Raw genomic sequence first — 24,403 nt, 5'->3', positions numbered from 1 at the left:
CCGCCATCAACGTCCACCAGCACCCGCACGTGGCCCCGCCCGCTATGGAATGCCCGGGGGGCGGCCGCGCCGCACCCGGCGCGGCCGCCGGTCAGCCCGGCGTTGCCGCAGCGGCTCCCGGGAGTCCCGCGCATCACCCCCGACCCGAGGTGGCCGACCGTGACCGTCACCCCCGATCCCCGCACCACTGTGGTCGTCATCACCCGCAACCGCCGCGACCAGCTGCTGCACACCCTGGACCGGCTGGCGGCCCTCCCGGAGCGGCCCCCCGTGATCGTCGTCGACAACGCGTCGACGGACGGGACCCCGGAAGCCGTCGCGCGGCTGCGGCCGGAGGTCACCCTCCTCGCGCCCGGCCGCAATCTCGGCGCTCCGGGCCGCAATATCGGCGTACGCCACGCGCGCACGCCGTACGTCGCGTTCAGCGACGACGACTCCTGGTGGGAAGCCGGGTCACTGGCGCGCGCGGCGGACCTGCTGGACCGGCACGCCCGCCTCGGACTGCTCGCCGCCTGCGTCCGTGTGGGCCCCGACGCCGAGGCCGACCCCCTGAACGGCATGCTCGCCGACTCACCGCTCGGCAACGCCGCCGATCTGCCCGGACCGCAGGTGCTCGGCTTCCTGGCCTGCGCGGCCGTCGCCCGACGGGAGGCCTACCTGCAGGCCGGCGGCTACGACCCGATCCTGTTCCTCGGGGGCGAGGAGACCTTGCTCGCCTACGACCTGACCGCCCACGGCTGGGGCGTGTGCCACGTCCCGGACGTGGTGGCCCTCCACCGCCCGACCGGCGGGGTGCGCCCCGGCCGGCCCGCGGTACAGCGCCGCAACGCCGCCCTCACCGCCTGGCTGCGCCGCCCGCTGGGCGTCGCCGCCCACCACACCCGCCGCCTCGCCGCCGACGCCACCCACGACCCGGAAGCCCGCCAGGCCTTGCTGGGCCTGCTCGAACGCCTCCCCCGAGCCCTGCGCTCCCGCCACCCCCTCCCCCCACCGGTGGAGGCGGCCGCCCGCCTCCTGGACACCGCGGAGGCCCGCACCTGAGGTCGCGAAGGCGGTCGCGAGCCGGCCGCAGCGCCAGCGCGGCGCCCCTGGATGGACATCTCCGCGTGAGCCGGTGGAGCGGCCGGGCCTCAGGCGGTGGCGTCAAGGGCTTCGTAGACGTGCCTGATGTAGTCGTGGGTGCGCTCCGAGCCGAGGAGTCCGTCGCCCAGCCTGTTCATCGTGTACGAGAACGTGACGCGCCGGTCGAGGTCCATCATCACGATCGACCCGCCCCGGCCGACCCAGAAGCAGACCCGTCCCGTGGGCATGCACGGCACCGTCCTCGCATCGGCGAGCGCGAAGCCCATGCCCCACCGCACGGGAACGCCCAGGAAGAGGTCGACTCCGTCCGCCTGTACGTCGAAGACCTTCTCCACCGTCTCCTCGGAGAGGAGGCGCAGGCCGTTCACCCGGCCGCGTCGTGAGATCACGGAGAGGGCACGGGCCATCCCCCGCGCGTTGCCGTGTCCGTTGACGGCGCCGAGTTCCGCACCGCGCCACCGCGGGGTGTCGACATGCTCGTCCCGGGCGGGACTGCCGAGCAAGGTCTTGGTGAAGATCCCCTCGGGGTCGAGGCCGGCGGGGATCCCGGAGAGCTGCGACGGGGCCACCAGCCCGGCGATGCGCGGCCAGTCGGCCCGCCGCGCACCGATCTGGACGTCGGCGTTCGACGGCTTGGCGATCTCCGTGTCCACGAACTCGGTCAGGGTACGGCCGCTGACCCGCCGTACGAGCTCTCCCACGAGCTGTCCCTGGGTCTGCACGTGATAGCCCGAGGCGGTGCCCGGCTCCCACCACGGCGCCTGCGCGGCCAGCCGGGCGCTTGCGGTCGACCAGTCGTACAGATCGTCCACGGTGAAGGGCTGCTGCCAGCCGGAGAGCCCCGAGGTGTGTGCCAGGACGTGCCGCACCTCGATGTCCTGCTTTCCCTGAGCGGCGAATTCGGGCCAGTAGTGCGCGACCGGGCGGTGGAGGTCCAGTGCCCCCCGGTCGACGAGGACGAGGGCCGCCAGACTGCTCAGGGTCTTGGTGGTCGACCACAGGCTGACCACTGTGTCCTGGTGCCAGGGAACGGTCCGCGCCTCATCGGCGTGCCCGCCCCACAGGTCGGCTTCCATGACTCCGTCGACGTCGATGGCTATCGACGCCCCCAACTCCTCGCCGGACTCCAGGTGCGCCGCCAGCGCGGCCCGGACCGGTTCGAACCGGGCGGTGCTCGTTCCCTCGACGTTGACCATGTCTCTTCCCCACTTCCGACGACGACCGTTCGATCAGTCAACGCAGCGACGGGCACGCCGGTTCATACGTCGTCGAAGGCGGAGGGCGCCCGGCCGGATGCCCCTGCGACGGCGGTCCGGGACGATCGCGGATGATCACACGGAGTGACATCCTGCTAATGTCCTGTCCGGTATGCGGGCAGCGGACCACGGGGGTCCTCGCCGCGAGCGGGATTCCGGGTGGGTGCGGTGACAACTGCTGGGCAAGGTCTCGACTTCGGGCTGCTGGGTCCGCTGGAGGTGCGGCGGGCGGGCGCGCTGCTCGATCCGGGCCGGCGCAGGCAGCGGTTGCTGCTGGTCCGCCTGCTGCTGGGCGAGGGCCGGGCGGTCGCTCCGCAGATGCTGTGCGAGGAACTGTGGCCGCAGCAGCCGGGACGGACGCCGGGCGCGGCGATGGGCTCCCTGCACGCCCACGTCAGCAAGCTGCGCGCGGTCCTGGAACCGCAGCACCTGCGCCGTCAGGGCACCTGTGAGGTGCTGGTCACCGAACCCCTGGGCTACGCGCTGCGGGTGCCGCCCGAGAGCCGTGACACCGTGCGCTTCGAGCGTGCCCTCGCCCTGGCGCGCCGGTTCATGGACCAGGGCCGGCCCGAAGGCGTACTGGAGGAGACCGGCAAGGCGCTGGAGATGTGGCGCGGCACCGCGTTCGCCGACGCCGCGCACCACCTGTTCGCCGTCAACGAGGCGGCGCGCGTGGAAGAGCTGCGGCAGTCCACCCGCGAGCTCCGCACCACCGCCCTGCTCCTGCGAGGACGGATCACCGAGGCCCTCGACGCGGCACAGAAGATGACCACGGAGCATCCCCTGCGGGAGACCGGCTGGGCCCTGCTGCTCCGTGCGCTGTACCTCGCCGGCCGGCACCCCGAAGCGCTTCAGCGCTATGCCGACCTGCGCCGGCACCTCGCGGACGAACTCGGCCTCGAACCGGGCCCCTCCCTCCGCGCGCTGCACCACGGCATCCTCCACCACGACCTGCCGCCCCTTCACTCGTCCGATGGGCCGGCCGGATCCGGCGGGGCATCCGTCTCGGGCGCGGCATCCGTCTCCAGCGGGGATACCGGACACGGGCTCGACCCGCTCGACCCGCTCGGGCCGACCACGTCCGGGATACCGGTGGAGGGCGAGGCGTCCGCGACCGGCCGCCCGGCCGACCACGACGGTGCGGCCGATGCCGCCGACCGGTCCGATGCGGGGCGCCACCCCGCTGCGCCTTCCGCGGGGACCACGTCGCCGCCTCGGGTGAGACCGGCCCAACTCCCGCGCAGTCTTGCGGTGTTCGCTGGACGCGAGACCGAGGGCGCATGGCTGTCGGCCGTTTGCGGTGCACCGGAGCGACCCGGCACGAGTGCTGCCCCTGCCGTCGTCGTCAGCGGTGCCCCCGGCGTCGGCAAGACCACGTTCGCCGTCCACCACGCCCACCGCATCGCCTCCGCGTTCCCCGACGGGCAGCTCTTCGTCAACCTGTGCGGTTTCCACCCCCACGCGCCCGCCGTCGAACCCGGCAACGCCCTCCACGGATTCCTCACCGCCCTGGGCGTTCCTCCCCAGCGCATCCCCGAGGACACCGACGGCCGCAGCACGCTCTTCCGCAGCCTCCTGGCCGACCGGCGGATCCTCCTCGTCCTGGACAACGCCCGCGACGAGCAGCAGGTGCGGCCCCTGCTCCCCGGCGGAGCGGGCTGCCTCACACTGATCACCAGCCGCAACCGGCTCCCCGGCCTGATCGCCGCCGACGGCGCCAAACCCCTCGCTCTCCCCCTGCCCTCGCAGGCGGAGGCCCACCAAGCCCTCGAACGACGCCTGGGCGCAGCGCGTCTGCTCGCCGAGCCCGCCGCCGCGGCCGACCTCATCAGCCTGTGCGGACGGCTGCCCCTGGCCATGGCGGTGGTCGCCGCCCGCGCCGAACTGGACCCCGCCTTCCCCCTGCACGCCATCGTCGAGGACCTGCGGCACACGCACGGCAGCCTCGACGCGTTCACGGGCGCCGACTCCACCACCGACGTACGCGCCGTCTTCTCCTGGTCCTACCGGTCCCTGGACGAGACCACGGCCCGGCTCCTGCGCCTGCTGGCCCTGCATCCCGGCCCTCACATCACCGCTCCCGCCGCCGCCAGCCTCGCCGGCCTCCCGCTCCCCGCAACCCGCCGTGCGCTCGCGGGGCTGGTCGGCTCCTGCCTCGTGGAACAACCGCTGCCCGGCCGCTACGGCCTGCACGACCTCCTGCGCGGCTACGCCACCGAACTGACCCACACCCACGACACCACCGGCGAGCGCCACGGCGCCACGCTCCGGGTCCTGGACCACTACATGTTCACCGCAGACGCGGCCAACCAGCTCCTGAAACACGACACCACGCCCGAGCTCGACCTCGGTGCACCCGGCCCGGGCGTCGCCCCGGAGAACCTCGCCACCGTCGAGCAGGCGAACCGATGGCTCGACGCCGAACACCGGGTGCTGACGGGCCTGCTGCACACCGCCGCCAGCCAGAAGCTGGACCACCACACCACCGGGCTGGCCTGGTCGCTCAAGGACTACCTCCACCGTAAGGAGTTCTGGCCCGAGGCCATCACCGCGCTGACCCCGGCCCTCGAAGTGGCCCGGCGCCGGAACGACCGTCTCGAAGAAGGCCGTTGCCTACGCCATCTCGGCGGCGTCCAGGGCTATCTCGGTCACCAGGAACAGGCCCTGCACCACCTGCGACTCGCCACCGCGATCTTCGAAGAGCTCGGCGCGACCGGTGATCAGGCCCGGGCCCACTACGTCACGGCCTGCGCGCTGTTCCTGTTCGGCCGGATCCAGGAGGCCGTGACGCTCTCCGAGCGGGGCCTGGAGCTGTCCCGGGAGACGGGTGAAGAGTTGTGGCTGGCCGAGTGTCTCGCCGAACTCGCCTGGTTCCGCTGCAACCTGGGACAGCTCGCAGAAGGGCTTCTCTACATCGAGGAGAGCATCGGCTTGTTCCAGCGCATGGACGCGCCGTGGCAACTGGCCCAGGCCCGGGACATCCTGGGGTACAACCTCCGCATGCTCGGCCGTTACGAGGAGTCGGTGGCCACCTACCAGCGGGCAACGCAGGCGTTCGAGGAACTGGGCGACCACAGGAACGCCATCGGCACACTGATGCGGCTCGGGGACACCCGGCTGGCCCGGGGCGACCGGGACGGCGCACGGGCGGACTGGGTCCAAGCCCTCGAACGCGCCGGCGCGCGGGCCATGTCCCACAGCGCCCAGCAGGTCCGTGACCGGCTCACCGCCCTGGACATGGACGCGGACCCCACGCCCACCGTGCCGGAGAGGGCGGCTGTACGTCACGGCCACAAGCTCCCGGTTGCCGGCAGTGGCGCTCCCGCGGCATAGGGCTCCGGTGGGCTCCCAAGACGGCGCCCCGTCACCGTCGAACGGTGACGGGGCGCGTGCGGGGCACCGTCCGGCCGAGGGGAAGGCCGCCGCCCCTACTTGGCCAGGAAGGCCAGGAGTGCGTCGGTGACCTCCTGGGCATGGGTCCACAGCAGGCCGTGCGGAGCGCCCTCGACGACGACGTAGTCGGCCTGCGGCAGCGCCTTGCGGAAGCGCTCGCCGGTGGCCTCGATGGGCAGGATGCGGTCGGCGGTGCCGTGCAGGATCAGGGCCGGCACGTTGATCTTCCGGACGTCCGCGCGGAAGTCGGTGGTCCACGTGGCGACGCAGGCCAGCGAGGCGTACCAGGAGGCGCCGGCGGCCACGTTCCAGCTGTGGCGGACGGCCTCCTCGCTGATCCGGGTGCCGAGGTTCTCGTCCAGGTTGTAGAAGTCCTGGTAGAACGCGCTGAAGTAGGCGTACCGGTCGGCGGTGACGGCCTGCTCGATGCCTTCGAAGACGCTCCCGTCGACACCCTCGGGGTTGTCGTCGGTCTTGAGCAGGAACGGCTCCAGCGAGGCGAGGAAGGCAGCCTTGGCGACCCGGCCGGAGCCGTAGGTGCCGAGGTAGCGCCCGACTTCGCCGGTGCCCATGGAGAAGCCGACGAGGACGGCGTCGGTGAGGTCGAGGGTCTCCATGACGGTGTTCAGGTCCGCGGCGAAGGTGTCGTAGTCGTAGCCGGTGGTCGGCTGGCTCGAGCGGCCGAATCCGCGCCGGTCGTAGGTGATGACCCGGTGACCGGCCTTCAGCAGGGCCGCGGCCTGCTTCTCCCAGGAGTGGCCGTCGAGCGGGTAGCCGTGGATCAGCACGACCGGCTGCCCGGTGCCGTGGTCCTCGTAGTAGAGGTCGATGGCGGTGGAGTTCTCCTGGCCGACGGTGATGAACGCCATGGTGGTTGCTGCCTCTCGATAGGGGTGGTGGTGCGTATGGGGAACTGGTGACGAGGCCACGACGGCCGGTGCCGGTCAGCGGACCGTACGGGCCGCCTTCTCCACGATGCGGGCGACGGCGTCGGGACGTGAGACGGACACGGCGTGCGATGCGTCGATCTCCGTCGTACGCGCGTGTGCCCGGGCCGACATGAAGCGCTGTGCCGCCACGGGGATGTTCCGGTCCTCGGTGGTGACCAGCGACCAGGAGGGAATCGTCTTCCAGGCGGCACGGGTGGAGTTCTCCTCCAGTGCGGCGGCGGCGATCGGACGCTGCCCGGTGGCCATGAGCCTCGCTTTGTCCGCCGGGACGTCCGCGGCGAACTGCTGGTGGAACGTGTCCGGCTTGATGAAGACGTCAGCGCCCGACGCTCCGCCGGGCAGCGCGTAGTTCACCGGAGCGACGACCTGGCCGAGGGTGCTGCCGGGGAACTTGTTCGTCAGCCCCAGCGAGCTCTCGCCGACGTCGGGCAGGAACGCGGCGATGTAGACGAGGGCCTTGACCTTGCCCTCCAGGCCCGTGGCGGCCTGGCTGATGACGGTGCCGCCGTAGGAATGGCCGACCAGGACCACCGGGCCGTCGACGTGCTCGACGACGCTGCGCAGGTAGGCGGCGTCGGTGGCCGGTCCGCGCAGCGGGTTGGCGGCGGCCACCACGGGGTAGCCGGCCCGCTGCAGCCGCTCCACGACCCCGTCCCAGCTGGAGGCGTCGGCGAACGCCCCGTGCTCCAGCACGATCGTCGGCCGGGTCCCCTGCTGACGGGCCGACGCCTCGTCCTGGCCGGGGAGGGCCGCGGCCGTCACGGAAAGGCCGACTGCCGCGACACCGAGCAGGGTGAGCAGTCGGGCGGGCCTGGTCGGTCGGGTGATGCGCATGTCTTCGATGTCCTTCTGTATGGGGCCGGTCGCCCTGACGACCGGTAAGGGCTCTCGTGTGACCGGCCGTCACCGCTTCTACGAGCAACCCGGCGCCGCGGTTCACGACGGGGGTGAGCCCGGCCTTCCGGACCGGGCGGGCCCGCTCTGCGGAGGACGATGAACCGGAGCTCCCCTTCCCCCGTTGCGGTGACGGGACGCCCGTGCGTCCCTGCGACGCCGCCGTGTGCTGTGCCCTCGGCGGCGCCACACCACCCACGGAAGGAACAACTCACCAGTGAAGCGCTTCATCACACGCCTCGCGGTAGTCGCGGCGGCCGGAGCCCTGGCCGTCGTGCTGCCCGCTTCGTCCGCGTCCGCCATCAACCGCGTCGGCTGCAATGAAATGGGCTACCTGACGGTTCACAACGCAGGCGGCTCCCTCTGCTTCGCCAACGCGGGCGCGCAGAGCGTGGCGATCTACGGCGTGGACCAGATCTGGACCGGCAACAACAAGATCACGGTGGAGTACGTGCCGAGGCTGGGGGCGCCGGCAACCAGCGGGACCATCGAGAAGTGGAGTTTCTGGACTGCCACCGACGCTCCCATCCACAAGATCACGAAGATCAGGATCTGGTAGCACCCGTCGCCGCGCAGGGGGGACAACGGTTCCTCGTCAGCTGAGCGGCGCGGCAAGGTGACGACAAGGTCGGGCGAAGGGGGTCCGTCGAGTGTTGAGCGACTCACCCACGCAGGTGGGAGGGCACGCCACGGAACACTCGAACAGAATGGGGCACCACCCATGAACGGGACCACGCAGGCGGGGACGGCCCCCCTCGCTCCGACTCGGGCACACGTCCGGCACGCCACTTCGGACGCCGACTGCGACACCTTCATACGAGACATCTACGAGCAGTACGGCCCTCTGCTCGTCCGGTACGCCGCGCGGCTGCTGGACGGTGACTGGCACCGGGCGGAGGACATCGTCCAGGAGACCGCGGCGCGCGCCTGGAAACACGCCCGGCTCCTGAGCGCCCGCGGCGAACACGTCAGGCCGTGGCTGTTCACCGTGGCCAGGAACCTGGTCATCGACCACCACCGGGCCCGGCAGGTCCGGCCACTGGATCTGATGCCGGTCGAGGACCTGGACACCTCCTGGGACTGCACGGAGTCGACGATCACCTCCCACGCGGTGCACGAGGCGCTACGGGAGCTGAAGGAACAGCACCGGACCGTCATCGGCCTCATGTACTCCCTGGAATGCAGCGTGGCCCAGGCGGCCGAGCACCTCGGCATCCCGCCCGGCACCGTCAAGAGCCGCGCGTTCTACGCCGTGCGGGCGCTGCGCAAGTCCTTGGAGAAGCAGGGCGTCCTCGGCGCGTAGCCCCGGGACGACGCGGAAAGGGCGCGTCCCGCAGCAGGATCACGACCTGCCGCGGGACGCACCCTTCCCCGCCGGACGGCCAGTCAAGGCATCGCCCACAACGCGCGCAACGCGCACGACGCACACCACGCCCGCCGCCCCGAATAACAGCTCAGGCGCCGGTGTCCGCCTTGACCGGCTCCAGAATCGCTACACACTCCACGTGGTGCGTCGCCGAGAACACCTCGAGAAGCAGGAAACTGGGTAGAGTCGCAGTTCAGAGCCTTTGTCGTACCGACTCAAGGGAACTGCTTGCGTCAGAGGAACGTCACCAGATCCCCGCGTACGAGGCGGCCAATCAGCTCAGGGCGCATGATCCACGTCCTGTTCTAGGATGGCTCAGACCATCTCAGCGGCCCGACGGGCTTCCGCTCCACCTCAGTGGAACCGAAGGACATGCCCCCACCCGCACGAGCTACTTCGTGCTGCCTGGGGGCACTTCCTTGCTGTTCCGTGAGTCCGCGGCGTCGTTGGCCAACCGCACCCACCTTGAAGGACGGCTTGCCGAGCTCCTGAGCGAGAACTTCCTGCACAAACACCGTCATCGCCCCCAGCCCTCCGAGGTGCGTTCCTGGGAGCGCAGCATCCCGGCGCTCACCAACGCGCTCATCGAGGCCGGGCTCGGCGAAGTCGAGATGATGCTCGAGTACGCGCTGCCCCTCACCAGCAAGCGAGCGGACGTGATACTTGCCGGCGTTCATCCGAGTACCGGAGAGCCCTCGTACGTGGTGGTCGAGCTGAAGCAGTGGAGCGAGGCCCATCCCGAGGAGGACGACCCGCTGCTGTGCCGCATTGACGCCTACCCGGATCCGGTCCTCAACCCGATCGAGCAGGTGCGCGGCTACTGCGACTATCTCGTCTCGTTTAACGGAGCGTTGGAACGGATCCCCGACTCGGTCGCGGGAGTCGCCTACCTGCACAACGCGACCGACTTCGGCGTGGCGGGACTCCGCGCCGTCGTGGAGGACGACCGCGGTCGGATGTTCACGGGCGACCAGCGCGGAGCCTTCATCGGCTACCTCCGCTCCAAGCTGGCGGCGAAGCCGGGTGCCGAGGCAGCCGACGCCTTGCTGCAGGGCAAGGTCCGACCTTCACGGCAACTGATGGCCGTTGCCGCCGAAGAGGTGCGCAATCGGCAGCAGTTCGTGCTGCTGGACGAACAGCGGCTCGCCTACGAAACGGTCATGTCGGCCGTGCGACAGGCCCGGCGGTCCAACCGCAAGCAAGTCGTCGTCGTGGCCGGCGGGCCTGGCTCCGGCAAGAGCGTGATCGCCCTCTCCCTGCTGGGCGACCTCTACCGGCGCGGTGTGCCGGCTCTGCACGCCACCGGTTCGCAGTCCTTCACCAAGACGATGCGCAAGGTCGCGGGCGCCCGCAAGCCCGAGGTCCAACGGCTCTTCCGCTACTTCAACAGCTTCATGGAGGCGGAGCCGAACGACCTCGACGTGCTGGTCTGCGACGAGGCACACCGGCTCCGCAGGACCTCCGCCAACCGGTACACGAAGGCCACGCTGCGGACCGGCCGACCACAGGTGGCGGAGCTGATGGACGCCGCCCGGGTTCCGGTGTTCCTGCTGGACCAGCACCAAGTGGTGCGTCCGGGTGAAATGGGAACCGTGGAACAAATCCAGGCGGCCGCGGCCGAACAGGGGCTGGACTGCACGGTGGTCACGCTCGATAGCCAGTTCCGCTGCGGTGGCAGCGACGCCTACCTGCGGTGGGTGGTCGACCTTCTGGGGCTCGAAGGAACCGCACCCACCCCGTGGGAACCCGACGACAAGGTGCAGCTCTTGACCGCCGACAGCCCCCAGGAGCTGGAGGGCTTCCTGGCTGCGCGACGGTCCCAGGACTACGGTGCGCGCATCTCCGCGGGCTACTGCTGGAAGTGGACGACGAAGGTCACCTCCAGCATGCACACCCTGCCCACCGACGTGGTCATCGGCGACTGGGCCAGGCCGTGGAACCTCTTCGGCGACCGCGCCCTGCTCGGCGCCCCGCCGGCGCCCCTCTGGGCCACCGACCCTGCCGGGTTCGGACAGATCGGGTGCGTCTACACCGCCCAGGGCTTCGAGTACGACTGGTCGGGCGTGATCATGGGCCCGGACCTCGTCTGGCGAACCGACCGATGGGTGGTGGACCGAAGCGCCTCCAAGGACCCGTCCTTCACCAAGGCCACCCCGGACGAGGACGTGGACCGCCTGATCCGCAACACCTACAAAGTGCTCCTGACTCGCGGCATGATCGGCACGGTCGTCTACTCGACGGACCCCGAAACCCGCGAGAAGCTCCGCTCACTGATCCCTTCGGCGCTCTGACCCTCTGGAGCGCCGGAGCGCACCCGATACGGGACCGGCGCGTGCCGCTGTGGAATCCGCACCCTCCGCGCCGGCCCAAGAGATAACATGATCGCGCTGCGCACCTTTCCCGGAAGGTACGAGGCTGTGGTTCTTGGGTTCGCTCCGATGAGCTGCGGGTGAGGAACGGTTGTGCCCTTCGTGTGGTGACACACGACGTGAGCGCGGACGCCCGGTAGGGCGTCCCCCTGCCATTCCGATCTCACTGCTTTGGAGTGGCCATGACCTCGGTCGAGTGCAAGCGTGCGCGTCGTGAACGGATCCGTGAGGTCCTGATCGACATCGCCTCCGCAGTCGTCTCCAACCTGTTGGTGGCGGCCTTGATGGCGATCGCAGGTCTGCTCTTCTAGTGCGGACCGGTGGCGGGCCCGGTGAGCCCGCCACCTCACTCATGCTCCGGTTCTCATCAGAACAGCCTCATCTCCGGGGCCTGTGGCCCCTGGCCCTTCTGGCGTTTCCCCTTGCTCTTGCCCCGCTCTCGATTTCGGCCCGGCCTGGGCAGGTGAGGTGTGCGTGCCTCTACGGGCAGGTTCTCCCAAGTGGGCCGCAGACCATGGATCTCGACTCTGCCCACGAGTTCCTTGAGGTAGTTCCGGGTCTCGTGGTCCGTGGAGTAGAGCACGGTGGCACGACTGGCCCGGGTCATCAGCACGTGGTACGCGTGCCGGACGAGGCGCGCGAATCCGTCGTCATCGACACTGCCGGCCTTCACCTTCGGATCGAACGAACCAGGCTCCGCGACCCGCTTCACGCCCGGCTCCGCGGTCTTGAGTTCCTTGCCCCGCCGAAAGACCCACTGGTCACCGCGGCGCACCATGTCATCCCCCATGAGCACACCGCACCAGTCCCATTCGAGTCCCTGAGCGGTGTACACGCATCCGATCTGGCCGAGGCCGTTCTCGTGCACCGACCAGATCTTCGACGGTGGTGCGTCGTCCTCGCAGAAGCTATCGCTGTCCGCGTTCCACGGCCGGAACCACTCGCCGATACGGACGTCGGTCTCCAGCCTTCGTTCCAAGCCCAGCGGCTTCGTCCACGGCCAGCAGTAGCCCGCGACCATGCGGGCGGACGCACCGGCAAACGCTTCCGTGCGAATGATCTCTTCGAGTTCCTCCGGGGTATCCGCCACTTCGATGTGCATCAGTCCGTCAGGGCGCCACTTACCGGGGTCCTCGCCCGTCACGCCGAGCAACGCCTTCACCCAACGGACATAAGCGTCACTGCCCCCGCATCGGAACTGTTCCCTCAACTTGTACTCGACGACGAGAGCGTCGTGCCGTTCAGCCGCTTCCTTGACCAGAGCAACCGTTCCGACTTCGTTCGGTCTCACGGACTGCCCCTCGTCCAGGAAGAACACCGTCAAGCGGGACGCGGCCAGGAGTTCGTCCACCTGCGGGCCCGTGCCCTGGTCCTCGGGCTTCCAGAATCGGCTGGTCGACCGGTCTCGGAGCCGGTGCGCTTCGTCGCAGATCAGCACGTCCAAGAGCGGGTCGGGCGGGGTGACGAACCCGCTGAAGTAGGTGAACGTCTCCCTGAACTGCCGATCCCCGTAGCCGACGTGTTCCTGGAGGGCGCCGTTGAACGCCCGGCTGCCACTGGCGTATTTCACCGTACGCCCCTGGGCCTCCAGCTCTGCCTTGATCTGCAGGCCGATGGCGCTCTTTCCTGTTCCCGCCCCACCTGTCACGAGGAAGACCACGCGCCGTTCATCCGGCAACAGCGCCGGATGGGCCGGATCCGGTAGGACCTTCGACGCGGTCTCCAGGACTTGGTCCGCGACCTTCTTCTGCCGCCCTCGCAGGGTGAAGACGGTATCGGCCCCGCGCGACCAGATCATGGCATCGAGCAGCGGGGTATTGCGCAGGCCCATGCTCTGCAGCATCCTCTCGGCCATGGAGGCCGCGCCTTCATCGGCGAAGTTCGCCCTGAAATCGGACAGCAACCGCTCCCGTCGATCACGCGTGTACACGCGAGCGTAGGGTCCAGTCGGCGCATCCACATCGATCAGACTGCGTACGGATTCCTCCGTGGCGTTGTGCAAGTACGCGAAACCGCCGCATTCGAAGTCGGCGCCCTGAAAGGGGCCCCGGATGCTGGTGAACGCCTCGTAGTACGCCTCCAATTGGAGCGTCGGATGCTTCTTCCCCTTTTCGATGCCCGGCACGTGGAGAAGTCCTGCAGCCGCCCGTTCCACCCGACTCACGGTTGACCAGCGTTTCAGCTCGACCAACTGGACGGAGGGCACGTGACGCTCCGGGTGGCGGCCCACCAGAACGACATCGATGAGGCGGGGATCACCGGGGCAGACGTCCTCATCGATCGTGGCCGCACACTCTACGATCATCTCTACGTTGCCCCGTCCCGCCGCGACCAGGTCGTTCGCGAGGCTCACGAGGCTCTCCGCCCATGCGGAACGCTCCGACTCAGAGGCATCCGCTCCCCGGAAGTACCGCCAACGGGCAGCAAGGTGCGGCACCATTCGGTCTCGCGAATCAAGTGTGAGTAGATCCTGCGCAGACAGTCGCAGGAGGAGCATGGACACGAGGTGGTTCCCCCAGGGCACGAGTGACTCGTGCGGGTGGGGGCATGTCCTATCCAGGAAGCCCGTCGGGCCGCAATTCGGTTGGGGTGATCTTAGACAGGCCCCGGCCTGCCGAAATACGCCACCCCGACTGTCGGCCGGAACCATGACGCTCGTGGCCGGATCACGCGATACGCGTCACCGGTCTCCCTTGAAGACCATCAATATGGAAATCGACGGCCCGTCCATGCATCCTCATGCCCCAGTGATCGAAACGAATCGCACAGGTTCGGCCAACACCGCTACCGCAGGCCCCGAGCCGGCGAGGCGCGCCGAAAGTGTTGCTTCCGCCAGCCTCGGCGGCAGTGCCTCTGCGAACTTCAGACCTCGCACGGCCCGCTCATCGACCGCTGGAAGACAGAGCCGGTCCGCCGCACCTGCGGTGCGACTCTTCCAGGAAGCGGCCGTCACGTCCTCACGCAGCCGGATCCAGTGATCGTTGACGCGCTGGCCCGGCACTGCCACCTCATCAAGGGTGGCCGCCAGTGTGGCGTTGGCCCGGTGCCCTGCCCATGTCCACCAGCGTGTGAGGCCGTCGGCGTCCCGGATGATGAGCGTGCCTCCCGGATGAACGCGTTCCAGGAAATGCCCACGCGCTTCGTTCAGGGACCGGACCGCCCGCTGTGTGAGTCTGACCGGCGGATCTGCCCCCAGTAGCACTTCGCGTACCGCCCGCGACACTTCGAACGATGCCCCGGGGCCGAAGCCGGCGCTGCTCCACTTTGCCTTTCCGCCCCCGTCCACGGGCTCCACGAAGCAGCGCTTCCGCCGCCAGTCGACGTAGGTGACCAGCCAGCTCCGCCCGGCGAGCAGCAGGCGGCGCGGCCCGTTCACCCGCTCGGTGAGCAGGCTGGGGTCGGTCCGACCGATCTCCGACCGGCCGTGCAGCACGGTGAACTGCGGGGGCGCGGTGAAAACTGCCGTGAGCTGCATGAAATGGCGGTGGCCAAAACGGCGTTCGGCTTCAGGTCCGATGAACAGGAGCCCCCCGTCCCGGTCCAGATAGCCCTCGTCAATCAGATGTCGCGCGATCGGTTCGGCAGCGCTACCGAAGGGGCCGAGACCGTTCCACCACTCCTGCCACACATTCTCGCCGACACGATGCTCCTGCAGACAGAGAGCAAGCAACTGCTGCGCGACGATGTGCCGCGGCTCGGGGGGCGCGATCACGGGCTCTACCCATCCACGCGCCCACTGGAGCAGCAACCCGGCAGCATCCAGGAGCCCGGGTTCGTCCAGCGCTAGGAAGAGGCAGTTTCGCAACGTGCCAGCCCGGCGCCCGGTGCGGCCGAGTCGCTGGAGGAAGGAAGCGACGGAAGACGGGGCATCGATCTGGATCACACGGTCCAGGTCACCCACGTCGATGCCGAGTTCGAGCGTGCTGGTCGAGACGATGACGCAGTCGCGCTCTTCCGCGAAGGCTGTCTCCGCTCGCCTGCGTTCGTCGAGGGAGAGCGAGGCGTGGGAGAGGAAGGTCGTGATCCCCTTCGCACGTAGTTTCTCGCCCAGTTCCTCTACGAGCCTTCGTGACTCGCAGAAGACAAGGCGCTTCTCTCCTCTGTGGAGCGAAGCGATGACAGTGGCCGCATTGTCGAGCGAACCGACGTAGTCGAGCTCGATCTCACCCGGTGGTAGGGCGGCAGCGGTTTCTGTCTGCGAATGCGCCGGCCCTGCGAGGTGCGGGGCCACGACCCGGGCCGGCCGCTTCCCTGCGCCCGAGCCCTGGAGCCAGGTGAGCAGGTCCTCCGGGTTGCCGACCGTCGCCGAGAGCCCGATCCGCTGGAGGGGCCGTCCCACCACCCGCTGCATCCGTTCCAGCACCGCGAGGAGGTGCCACCCTCGGTCGTCACCGGCGAAGGCATGCACCTCGTCTACCACCACTGCCCTGAGCCCCGAGAAGAAGGACGAGTGGTCGACGTTGGCACTGACCAGCATCGCTTCCAGGGACTCCGGAGTGGTCAGCAGGATGTCCGGGCGCTCGGCCAGGATCCGCTTCCTGGCCCCAGCGGTGGTGTCACCGTGCCACAGAGCAGCCGTACGTCCCAACCATGACGTGTAGTTTTCCAGGCGCGGAAGCAGGTTGTTGAGCAAAGCCTTGAGCGGGCAGACGTACAGCACCGAGGTGCCGGTCCACCGGTTCTTCGCCATGCGCGAGAGGAGGGGGAAACACGCCGCTTCCGTCTTTCCTCCGGCCGTCGGAGCCAGCAGCACGGCATCGTCGCCTGCGAGAACCGGGCCTACCGACTCCTCCTGGAGCGGACGCAGACTGCGCCAGCCCAGCGTGTTGACGATGTGGTGGACGAGCGCCGGGTCCAACTCGCCGGAGACGCTCACGGCAGCTCCAGCTCGATGTCATCCGCGCTTCCGGCAGCCGCGTTGCGCTCTGTTTCCGTGAGTTCGGACGAGGTGACGGTGAATGCGTAGTGCAGCCGGGGGTCGAAGTCCTCGAACTCGTCCACCCGGTCCAGGACGTCGGCGACCAGCTTTCGCAGGAATACCCGCGGTGCGACTCCTACCTTCCCGCCGAGCCCGCCGGTGACGGCCACGGCAAGATCACCAATGTACGCGTCGTCGACCCGGTCGCTGATCCGGTCCGGATGACGTGCCTCCTCCCGGTACAGGTCCCTCACCGCACGGCCGAGCTCGCCGAGATGCGGAAGATCGAAGCCCGCCAGACGAAGCTGGACCGCACGGGGGGAGTCGAAGCGCGGGTCCGTGGTGAAGTCGGTGGCGAGTCGCTGCGCGAGGGGGGCCAGACGCTGAGCGCCCTGCTGGCCGTCGTAGAACGCCGGGGTGCCGGTGATGATGAGGAAGAGTCCGGGGAAGCGTCCGGCGTCGATCTCGTCGAGGAGCTGCCGCAGGGCGTTGAGCCCCTTTTCCCGGACATCTCCTCGAACCCGTTGCAGCGTTTCGATCTCGTCGAGGACGAGGAGCAGTCCGGGGTGGCCACAGTCACGCAGCACGGTCAGGAGCCCCTGGAGAAAGCCCAGCGCCGCGAAGTGGTCGAGGTCCCCACGGACGCCGGCCGCACGGCGCGCAGAGGCTGCGACGGACTTCTGTCCGCCCAGCCAAGCGATGAGAGCTTCGGCGGTGGCTCCGTCCCCAGCCGCAACGGCCCGCCGGTAGCCGCGCAGCGCTGCGGCAAAGGCAGGCGTCGTGCGGGCGACCTCCGCCAGCCGTCGTTCCATCAGCGCGTCGACCGCCTCGGCGAGCCCCGCCTCGTCGTCCTCGTCGGCCTCTCCGGCGTCGAGGACCTCCTCCTCCAAGGTGTAGAACCACGAATCGACCACGGCCCGCAGAGCACTGGGCTGATGCGTTGCGGTGGTCAGCCGCTCGGTCAGCCTGCGGTATACCGTCTCCAGCCGGTGCAGGGGCGTCTCCGTCTCGGAGATCTGCACTTCGGCCGTGGCGAGGCCTGCCCTCTTCGCGCGTTCAGCGAGCCAGCGGGCGAAGAAGGTCTTGCCGGAACCGTAGTCACCACGAATGGCGTGGAAGGCGGCGCCGCCCCGCGAGGCCGTCGCCAGATCGTCGTCGAGTGCCGCCTCGAATCGACCGAGGCCGACCGCGAGGAGGTCGAGACCCGCCTGGGGTACGGTTCCGCGCCGCAGCGCATCGATGACCTCGCGCCGCCGGACCGCGCTGGCCTGGGACACCGGGCCCGTCATCGTGCCCCCTGTGTCGGCAAGAACTGCCCGCGTAGCAGCGTCTCGTCGAGTTTCACCGTGTGACCGCCGTCGATGAATCCGAGGACGGGGTACCCCTCGACGTTCAGCAGCCGCTGGACAGTGGCGACGAAGCCTTCGACGTTGCGTCGCACGCGTCCGGTTGCCGAGATCGCTGCCGCCAGAGCGGCCGGGGACATGGTCCCGCCCGCTGCCACCAGCTCATCGATCACGGCTGCCACGATCTTTGCTTCCGGCGCCTTGCGCACGTACGCCTTCTGCGCCTCGTAGACCTCACTCGCCACCACCTGGTCGCCGAGGCTGAGAGGTGCGGCCAGGAGCTCCTGGCCACCCCGCCCGTCGGCCGTCACTACGTCTGCGTCCGTGAACAGCTCCTCGGACTGCTTCGGAGTCTTGCTCTGCTTGGGCTTCGGAGACGTGCCATCGATTGACGGAACGGGCTCCGCCGCCGGCGCGGTGGCGGCAGAGGCCCGCCACCACAGCGGTGCAGCCTGCTCCCGGGGAAGCGGGTCCCAGCCCTGTGGCGCCAGCTCGGCCGAGGGCGCGAGGACCAGCACGGGCACGGTCACCTCGGCCAGGGCGGCGCCGCCGTGGTATCCGGCGCGGCGACCCGAGTAGCGGATGTTTTCTCGCCAAGGCACGACGATCGTCCCCTCCCCGTCCAACACGCGGGGGCCGCTGAGGTTCACTTCCCCCTCCCGGGCGTCCGTGCCGGGCCGCCAGCGTGCGGATCCGACCGGGCCGGTCACCTCGACCGGACCATTTCCCGGTTCCCGCTCCAGAACGTGTCCGTGGTCGGACGTCAGGACGACGGGTCGTCCGTAGCTGCGGGCCGCGGCCAGCAGCTCGCGCAGGTAAGTGACGTCGTGCAACGACCACGCCGTGCGCTGGCCCTGCTGCCCGGAGTCAAGAGCGTCGTCGATCGTGTTGAGGACGACTCCGACCACGGCATCCGAGGCGAGGGCGAGAAGCAGTTCCGGAGCGAGGAAGTGCCCGGCGTCGCCACCGATCGAGGCCTTGTGGAAGAGCTGCGCGTCCTTGCGACGCTTCCTCCAGAAGGCAGCGAAGCCCGATGATTCCACCGACTGACCGCCCGCCACCGCAGACCCGGTCAGCAGCGAGGCCCTGCTCACCTGGGTCACCGAGGGGAGCAACGACACTGCCGCAAGGCGCTGCGCCGGTTCGCCCTGTGCCGGACGCGGAATGACCTCCCGCCAGCCCTCGCGTTCCGTCTCCTCACCGAGCTGGGCCGCAACGGCACTGTTCATGCCGTCCAGCACGATGACAAGTGGAGGCGCGCCGGCGGCCAGCGGTCGCACAACGGTCTCCAGAACATTCTCGACCACCAGAGCGCCGCCCGGCTGCTGAGCAGTGGCATGGAGCGTCCAGCCCGCCAGCTGTCGGGCGAAGGCCTCGTCGAGTACTCCCCGGCGGTCCCGCCCCTCGGCATACAGCGCACGCAGATGCCGCGCAGCCTCCCGGTCGCCGCCGGGATCGCCGCTCCACAGCACTGTGAGAGCCCGGTCGGCCCAGCCCCAGTCGGCTACATGGGCTGCGACTCCTGCCGCCACCCCTGTGACGGCAGGTACGGGCAGGCGGAGCCAGCGTGCAAGGCGTACGGCCATCTCCGCGACCCGTACTCGGTCGGGGAAAAGCCCCGCCAGGGCGTGCCCGGTCAGGTCTGCGAGTTCGTTCTCGCCCGCGTCCGGCGACTGGCGGGCCGCCGCGATCGCCGCCCCCAGCTGGGCTGCGAAGCTGGACGGGAGGAAGCGGCTGGCGGCCAAGCCTGTCGTGAGGCCCGCGTCGCGTGCCAGCTCATCAGCCCGGTCGAGTACCGCGAAGACGCGCTGTCTGGCGCTGTCACTGCTGCGGGCCTCGGAGATCCAGCGGATCAGGGTGCCTTCCACCGCATCGGTGAAAGCGGTGAGTTCGGCGCGCCGGGGGCGTGCCTGACCGAAGAGACCGCCGACGGCGAGGACCGTGTCCGGGCTCGCAGCCGGATCGCGCAACGCTGCGCCGAGCAGCCCGAGTGCCATGGCGTCCGTCCCCCGCCCTGTTTCCGCGAGCGCGAGCAGCACCGGTGCAGCCGGTCCGGCAACCTCGCCGAGCCACTTCTTCAGCTCGCCCCGTTCGACGTCCTTGAGTTCGGCGAATCTGCGAGGTCCTGCCGTCGTACGGGACCAAGCCAGCAGGGAGTCCGCATCGATGGCGGCTTCCCTCGACGTGTCCGCGGAGCCTGCGGGCCGGGCCAGCCCGAGGCGCTCGACGACCAGGGCGCGCAGGGCCGAGTCCCGGGTGAGCACTCCTGCAGCTCTCGGCCAGCCACCTTCCGCGGGTTCGGCATCGAGCAGCGCTTCCAGCAGCCAGTCCTCGCGGTACATGCGCATGTCCAAGCCGGCGGCACCGAAGCGCTGCAGGACGATTTCGGCCCTGTCCACGGTCAGCGTGCGTCGGCGCACCGCATGCCCACGCAGGTCCCAGCCGAGCTGTGCGTCGTCCACACCGGTGGTGACGACGAGCAGGCCGCCCGGGGCCGCGTCCGCGCGGTGTTCCTGCCACGCGGCGAGAAGTCCGAGGACGGACGACTCGTCGCGCACGCTCACCCGCCGCGGCTCACCACCCACCGTGGCCGTGAAGGAGCCGGTGGCCCCCGGTGTGTATCGGCCGTGGATCAGCATCAGAGAGCGATCTCGCAGCGCGGAGGCATTTTTCTCCAGCAAGGCCTCGATCGTGCGGCGGCCGACCTGCGGAAGAGGTTGGGCCATCAGTTGTCAGCCTCTTCGGTGTCGGCCGCACCCGCGTCGGCCTCGACGACCTGCCAGGAGACCTGGACGCGTGCGCCGGGATGGGAGGTGAGGAAGGTCCGGAGCTCGCTGCTGAGATCCGCGACGGTGGCAGCCAGACTGGCTTCGAGGCGTGTCGGTTCGACGAGGTACGTGCCGTGGGAGCCCGTCGGTCCGGGGGTGGGTGCGATCGGCGGGGTGGGGGCAGGCGCAGGCCACTGCGTTCCCTGCCGGGGGTCCATCACCTGAGCAGAGACGGTGGGCACGGACGGCTTGCCGTGCTGCGTGAGCCGGATGTCCTCGGCAGTCGGCTGCGCCGGGGCCGGCGAAGGAGTCGCCGGCTGGGCGGCCTGGGCGAGCCGGGTGGCCTCCCGCATCAGCGCCATGGCCGAGGCCTGAATGCCGGCGAGGACCGGGGCGAGTGACTCGTCCGGAGACTCGTGACTGTTCGCCACGCGCTGGACGGTGGTCAGAAGTCCTCGGGCCCGGTCGCCGACGGAGTCGTCACGCGTCGACAGCTCGTGGACCGTGTCGAGCAGGGGCGGCCACTCCTCGGAGTGGAGCGCAGAAAGCACATCGGGTGCCTGCTTGAGGGCAGCCCCGATCTCCTCGTCAGTGACCTCGTAGGCGACGCTCGCGATTTCCTGGACCGCAAGGGTCGGATCGCCCGTGCGCAGTACGCGCGCCATGAGATCAGCGGCAGCCTTCAGGGACTGCAGACGCGGCGCCTGCGCGCCACCGGGCCCTTCGAGGCCCAGCCGGCCGGCATGCTTCTGCAGCAGGTCGCGCGCCCCTGCAACGGCCTTGCGGTGTTCGTCCGCGACGCCCCGCACCTTGGTGGCGAGCTGGGCGACGTTGCGTGCGAAGAGCACCGGCGAAACGTGCACCCCGAAGATGACGCCCGCCCGGCGCAAGGCGCTGCTGAACGCGTCCTCGTCCGGCAGCGGCACAGCCCGCAGCCCGTAGCCAGGGCCGATCTTGTCGAGCTCGGGCGCCTGCGGCAGCGTGGAGGTCTGGTAGATCCACGTCCGGTCGTCGAGCAGGGCGTAGGAGGCGATGAGCAGGTTGCTCACGTTCCGGTCGAGCCCGTCGTAGCCCATCTCGGAGATCCAGGTACGGATGGTCTCCACGGCGATGTCGCCGTCGGCATCGGCGCTCTCCGCCGCCCGCTTGTTGATGCGCAGCCGCCAGTCGTTGGTGACGACGAGGGGGCCGTCGTGCACCTCGCCGAGCCCGAGGGCGTGCACGATCTTCCGAACCTTCTCCAGGTGGTGGCCGTCGACCACCACGCGACGCGACCCGTCCTCCATCGCCCGGGTGATCCATTGGAGAGTGGTCTTGAGGTCGCCCAGGGTGATGGCCTTGCGGCTCAACCGGGGGTCGAAATCCGGGTGCTTGGGATAGCGCGCCGCGTACATCTCGTCGGCGAGCACCAGCAGGTTCTTCTCGAAGTCGATGGACGGCTCGGGCCGGGTCCGCTCGAAGCCGCGCTGGAGGGAGATCAGGTGCTGCCCCTCCGGTACCTGCGCTCCGGCCGTGCCGGGCTCGGCGCGGTTGATCCCGTACAGCTCCAGGAGCGATGTGGTGAGCCGCTCGGTGAGGCTGTCCCGCGAGGCCTTGAGCTGGTTGCGGATCTGAGTGCGTTCCTCTGCGGGGCGGGTGGCGGTGTGATCCTCCAGTCGGTCCCGCTCCAGCAGGTAGTTGATCTTCAGGAGGCGGCCGAGCTGCCGCCCCGTCTGCTCGGAGAAGAAGTCGGGCAGCCAGACGAGGACGGGCTCGTTCCAGCCTGCCCGCCTGAGCTTGTCCACGCGCTGGAGGTCGTCCATCGGCGAGTGGTCGGCATCGTCGAAGGGGTAGTCGAAGACGATGCGGATGTTGCCGGGGAGCTGCGGCGTGAACTCCTCGTCCGGCAGGTGGCTGTCGCGCACGTTGCCGAAGACGAACTCGACCCCGCGCTTGGTGCCGCGCCAGACGACCTCCCGCTCGCAGACGAAAGACTCGGTGTCCTTGACTCCCAGCGCCCGCCACAGCTGGTCCTTGATCCACTGACGGCGGTACCCGAGCTGGTCGGCGGCCCCCTGGACCTCCTCGAGGAGGGGCTCCACGTCCAGATCCGACAGGTGCAGGTGGAAGACGGGGTCACTGGTGTCCCCCTCGCTGCGCAGCTCTCCGTCGTAGTCGACCTGGAGGTCCCGCAGCCGCTTGACCGCCACGGAGCCGGCGTCTCCGACCCGGGTGCGGATCGCGCCGTGGTTCAGCGCGGCGAGCCGGCTGCCGGTGAGGCGGGTCAGTGCGGGCACGTTGGGGGCGAGGGCGGCCAGTAGCAGCGTCTTGACCAGCCGGTCGTCGGTCTGGAAGCGCTTGTCGTCCTTCGACTTGTACTTCTCCAGGAGGGTGTCCTTGACCCGGCCGTGGAAGCGGTGTGCGATCTCCGACTCGCGGCGCAGCTTCGGCGTGAAGGCGGCGCCGGTGCGGTCCGCGATGACGTCGTACAGGTCTCCGAGCGGGATCAGCTCTCCGAGCTTGAGGTCGTCGCGACGGCGGCGCAGCAGCTCCTGCACCAGCTTCAGCCCGGTCCGCTCCCGCTGCAGGGCGCCGGACAGGTCGACGAGGACGTTCAGCAGGGCCGGGGAGAGCGGGTAGAGCTCGCGGAAGTCGTCCCAGCTGGCCTCGGTACGGCCCTGCGCGTCGAGGAGTACCTGGCGCACCTCGTCGTTCGACGACTCCACGATCTTGAACGCGTCGTCGCGGACGGACTCCATGCCCGGCTTGGGCGAGAGCACGCGGTGCTTGATGATCTCGACGAGATTGCTGTCTTCGAGATCGACGACGTCGAAGCGCTCGGCGAGGTACTCGATCTGCTGCTCGAGGTTCTCTACGTCGGCACCCGCGACATCGCTGCCGATGAGCTGGGACAGGTCCCGCTGGCGGGAGATGAACGACACGATCGGCACCGGACGTCCGCTGTCTGCGGACTCGATCAGCTTGACCAGCCGCTGTACCTGGTCCCGGACGAAGTCCTGCTTGCCCATGTTCGCCTGGAGCCACAGCACCAGCTCGTCCAGGAAGAGCACGACACCGGTGTAGCCGAGCGACTGGGCGTGCCGGGAGATGATCTTGAGGCCGTTCTCCAGCGGTACATAGGCCCCCGCCTCGCCGCGGACGCCCTGGGCGTACGAGGCCATGGGCCCGGCCAGCAGAGCCGAGACCAACGCCTCACGGTAGGGGTCGTCGGCGGCGGACGCGGTGAATGCCCGGTCGAAGTCGGCGCCGGTCCAGCCGCCCGCAGGCGGTACGCCGGCACCCGTGTCCAGCGGCGGCATGTCGTCGGGATCCGCTTCCACAGGCGCGGCGCTGCTGAGGACGAGCGCAGCCGCTCCCTTGCCCAGCCACTGCAGGAACTTCGCATCGTCGGCCAGGAACACACGCTGGGCCTCGGCGTCGGCGAGCAGGGCATCGGCCCGGAAGACCGGAGGCAGCGGCTGGTCGGGGTGGAGCTCGCGCACGGTGTGCACGTAGCCGCCCAGCAGCGCCGAGTCGAGGTCGGTGGAGCCGACGAGGTGGTAGGGGATCATCAGGAACCGGCTCTGCCGCAGCCAGTCCTGGTGCGGGGCGACCACTTCCATGAGGCGGGGCTTGGCCTGGACCGCGGAGTGGTTGTTGAGCACCGCGTGCAGCACGGACAGGAAGTGGCTCTTACCCGAACCGAAGGACCCGTGCAGGTAGGCCGCGTGCGAGTTCCCCGTCCGGACCCCGTTCGCCACGATGCTCAGCGCGTGCCGGAACGCACCCTGGAGCTGCTCGGTGACGACGTACTCGGCAACGCGAGCATCGGTCTCGCTGAATCCCTGAGAGAGCTCGATCTTGAAGTCGCCCGCATGGACGTCTTCCTTGATGTCGATGACATCCTTCAGGAAGAGCTCGCTCGTAGGCATCAGGCGATCAGTCCCTCAGTCGGTGGCTTGGCGTGCGTCACACGGTGTGCGCTGGTCGGCACGGCTCAATCTTGCCAGGCCCACGACGGGTGGAACCCTGCCCTCGCAAGATCCACGCCACTCCACGGCACCCTCGGCCACTTCTCCCC

General features: G+C 69.5%; 14 protein-coding genes. 6 read left to right on the top strand and 8 right to left on the bottom strand.

What is annotated here, in order from left to right; all coding sequences use genetic code 11:
* Window positions 1–159: 159 nt before the first annotated feature.
* The gene (locus ABZY31_RS08790; protein WP_356406288.1) at window positions 160–1,041 is read left to right on the top strand and encodes a glycosyltransferase; all 882 of its coding nucleotides are present in this window, start codon (window positions 160–162) and stop codon (window positions 1,039–1,041) included.
* 89 nt (window positions 1,042–1,130) lie between these two features.
* On the opposite strand, the gene ABZY31_RS08785 is transcribed toward ABZY31_RS08790, so the two are convergent.
* A complete protein-coding gene (locus ABZY31_RS08785; RefSeq protein ID WP_356406286.1) occupies window positions 1,131–2,279 on the bottom strand; it encodes a serine hydrolase domain-containing protein in 1,149 nt (382 codons plus the stop codon).
* Between the two features lie 228 nt (window positions 2,280–2,507).
* Between ABZY31_RS08785 and ABZY31_RS08780 the strand changes: the two genes are divergently transcribed.
* Window positions 2,508–5,672 carry a BTAD domain-containing putative transcriptional regulator gene (locus ABZY31_RS08780; protein WP_356406284.1) on the top strand — a complete coding sequence of 1,055 codons (3,165 nt, stop codon included), beginning with the start codon at window positions 2,508–2,510 and terminating at the stop codon, window positions 5,670–5,672.
* A 95-nt stretch (window positions 5,673–5,767) separates the two neighbouring features.
* Here ABZY31_RS08780 and ABZY31_RS08775 read toward each other — a convergent pair whose 3' ends face one another.
* Window positions 5,768–6,601, bottom strand: a complete 834-nt coding sequence (locus tag ABZY31_RS08775) for an alpha/beta hydrolase (RefSeq protein ID WP_356406282.1) — start codon at window positions 6,599–6,601, stop codon at window positions 5,768–5,770.
* 75 nt (window positions 6,602–6,676) lie between these two features.
* Window positions 6,677–7,516 carry an alpha/beta hydrolase gene (locus tag ABZY31_RS08770; protein ID WP_356406280.1) on the bottom strand — a complete coding sequence of 280 codons (840 nt, stop codon included), beginning with the start codon at window positions 7,514–7,516 and terminating at the stop codon, window positions 6,677–6,679.
* 277 nt (window positions 7,517–7,793) lie between these two features.
* Between ABZY31_RS08770 and ABZY31_RS08765 the strand changes: the two genes are divergently transcribed.
* The 4 genes from ABZY31_RS08765 to ABZY31_RS08750 all read left to right on the top strand — a co-directional run bounded on the left by ABZY31_RS08765 (window position 7,794) and on the right by ABZY31_RS08750 (window position 11,622).
* Window positions 7,794–8,135 carry a beta/gamma crystallin domain-containing protein gene (locus ABZY31_RS08765; RefSeq protein WP_356406278.1) on the top strand — a complete coding sequence of 114 codons (342 nt, stop codon included), beginning with the start codon at window positions 7,794–7,796 and terminating at the stop codon, window positions 8,133–8,135.
* 162 nt (window positions 8,136–8,297) lie between these two features.
* Entirely contained in the window at window positions 8,298–8,879 is a 582-nt protein-coding gene (locus ABZY31_RS08760; protein WP_356406276.1) for a sigma-70 family RNA polymerase sigma factor, read from the top strand.
* A 482-nt stretch (window positions 8,880–9,361) separates the two neighbouring features.
* Entirely contained in the window at window positions 9,362–11,233 is a 1,872-nt protein-coding gene (locus ABZY31_RS08755; RefSeq protein WP_356406274.1) for a DUF2075 domain-containing protein, read from the top strand.
* A 260-nt stretch (window positions 11,234–11,493) separates the two neighbouring features.
* Window positions 11,494–11,622, top strand: a complete 129-nt coding sequence (locus tag ABZY31_RS08750; RefSeq protein WP_266397138.1) for a DUF6408 family protein — start codon at window positions 11,494–11,496, stop codon at window positions 11,620–11,622.
* 56 nt (window positions 11,623–11,678) lie between these two features.
* On the opposite strand, the gene ABZY31_RS08745 is transcribed toward ABZY31_RS08750, so the two are convergent.
* The 5 genes from ABZY31_RS08745 to ABZY31_RS08725 form a co-directional block, all read right to left on the bottom strand.
* On the bottom strand, window positions 11,679–13,664 hold the full coding sequence (locus ABZY31_RS08745; protein WP_356406272.1) for a DUF2075 domain-containing protein: 1,986 nt from the start codon (window positions 13,662–13,664) through the stop codon (window positions 11,679–11,681).
* 384 nt (window positions 13,665–14,048) lie between these two features.
* The gene (locus ABZY31_RS08740) at window positions 14,049–16,187 is read right to left on the bottom strand and encodes a DEAD/DEAH box helicase (protein ID WP_356406270.1); all 2,139 of its coding nucleotides are present in this window, start codon (window positions 16,185–16,187) and stop codon (window positions 14,049–14,051) included.
* Entirely contained in the window at window positions 16,184–17,518 is a 1,335-nt protein-coding gene (gene brxD, locus ABZY31_RS08735; protein ID WP_356406268.1) for a BREX system ATP-binding protein BrxD, read from the bottom strand. The genes ABZY31_RS08740 and brxD overlap by 4 nt, the downstream gene beginning before the upstream one ends.
* Window positions 17,515–20,301: a BREX-2 system phosphatase PglZ gene (pglZ, locus tag ABZY31_RS08730; RefSeq protein ID WP_356406266.1), complete on the bottom strand. Its 2,787-nt coding sequence runs from the start codon at window positions 20,299–20,301 to the stop codon at window positions 17,515–17,517. The genes brxD and pglZ overlap by 4 nt, the downstream gene beginning before the upstream one ends.
* The gene (locus ABZY31_RS08725; protein ID WP_356406264.1) at window positions 20,301–24,254 is read right to left on the bottom strand and encodes a PglY protein; all 3,954 of its coding nucleotides are present in this window, start codon (window positions 24,252–24,254) and stop codon (window positions 20,301–20,303) included. Before ABZY31_RS08725 ends, pglZ begins: the two co-directional genes overlap by 1 nt.
* Window positions 24,255–24,403 lie beyond the last annotated feature (149 nt).

Source organism: Streptomyces sp. NPDC006529 (assembly GCF_040611795.1).
Classification (GTDB): domain Bacteria; phylum Actinomycetota; class Actinomycetes; order Streptomycetales; family Streptomycetaceae; genus Streptomyces.
The sequence above is the reverse complement of the archived record's forward strand: the minus strand, read 5'-3'. Positions and strand labels throughout refer to the sequence as shown.

Bases quoted from the DNA above. Each gene is read 5' to 3' on its own strand.
- ABZY31_RS08785 (WP_356406286.1), bottom strand. From the start codon at position 2,279: ATGGTCAACGTCGAGGGAACGAGCACCGCCCGGTTCGAACCGGTCCGG.
- ABZY31_RS08775 (WP_356406282.1), bottom strand. From the start codon at position 6,601: ATGGCGTTCATCACCGTCGGCCAGGAGAACTCCACCGCCATCGACCTC.
- ABZY31_RS08770 (WP_356406280.1), bottom strand. From the start codon at position 7,516: ATGCGCATCACCCGACCGACCAGGCCCGCCCGACTGCTCACCCTGCTC.
- ABZY31_RS08760 (WP_356406276.1), top strand. From the start codon at position 8,298: ATGAACGGGACCACGCAGGCGGGGACGGCCCCCCTCGCTCCGACTCGG.
- ABZY31_RS08750 (WP_266397138.1), top strand. From the start codon at position 11,494: ATGACCTCGGTCGAGTGCAAGCGTGCGCGTCGTGAACGGATCCGTGAG.
- brxD (WP_356406268.1), bottom strand. From the start codon at position 17,518: ATGACGGGCCCGGTGTCCCAGGCCAGCGCGGTCCGGCGGCGCGAGGTC.
- pglZ (WP_356406266.1), bottom strand. From the start codon at position 20,301: ATGGCCCAACCTCTTCCGCAGGTCGGCCGCCGCACGATCGAGGCCTTG.
- ABZY31_RS08725 (WP_356406264.1), bottom strand. From the start codon at position 24,254: ATGCCTACGAGCGAGCTCTTCCTGAAGGATGTCATCGACATCAAGGAA.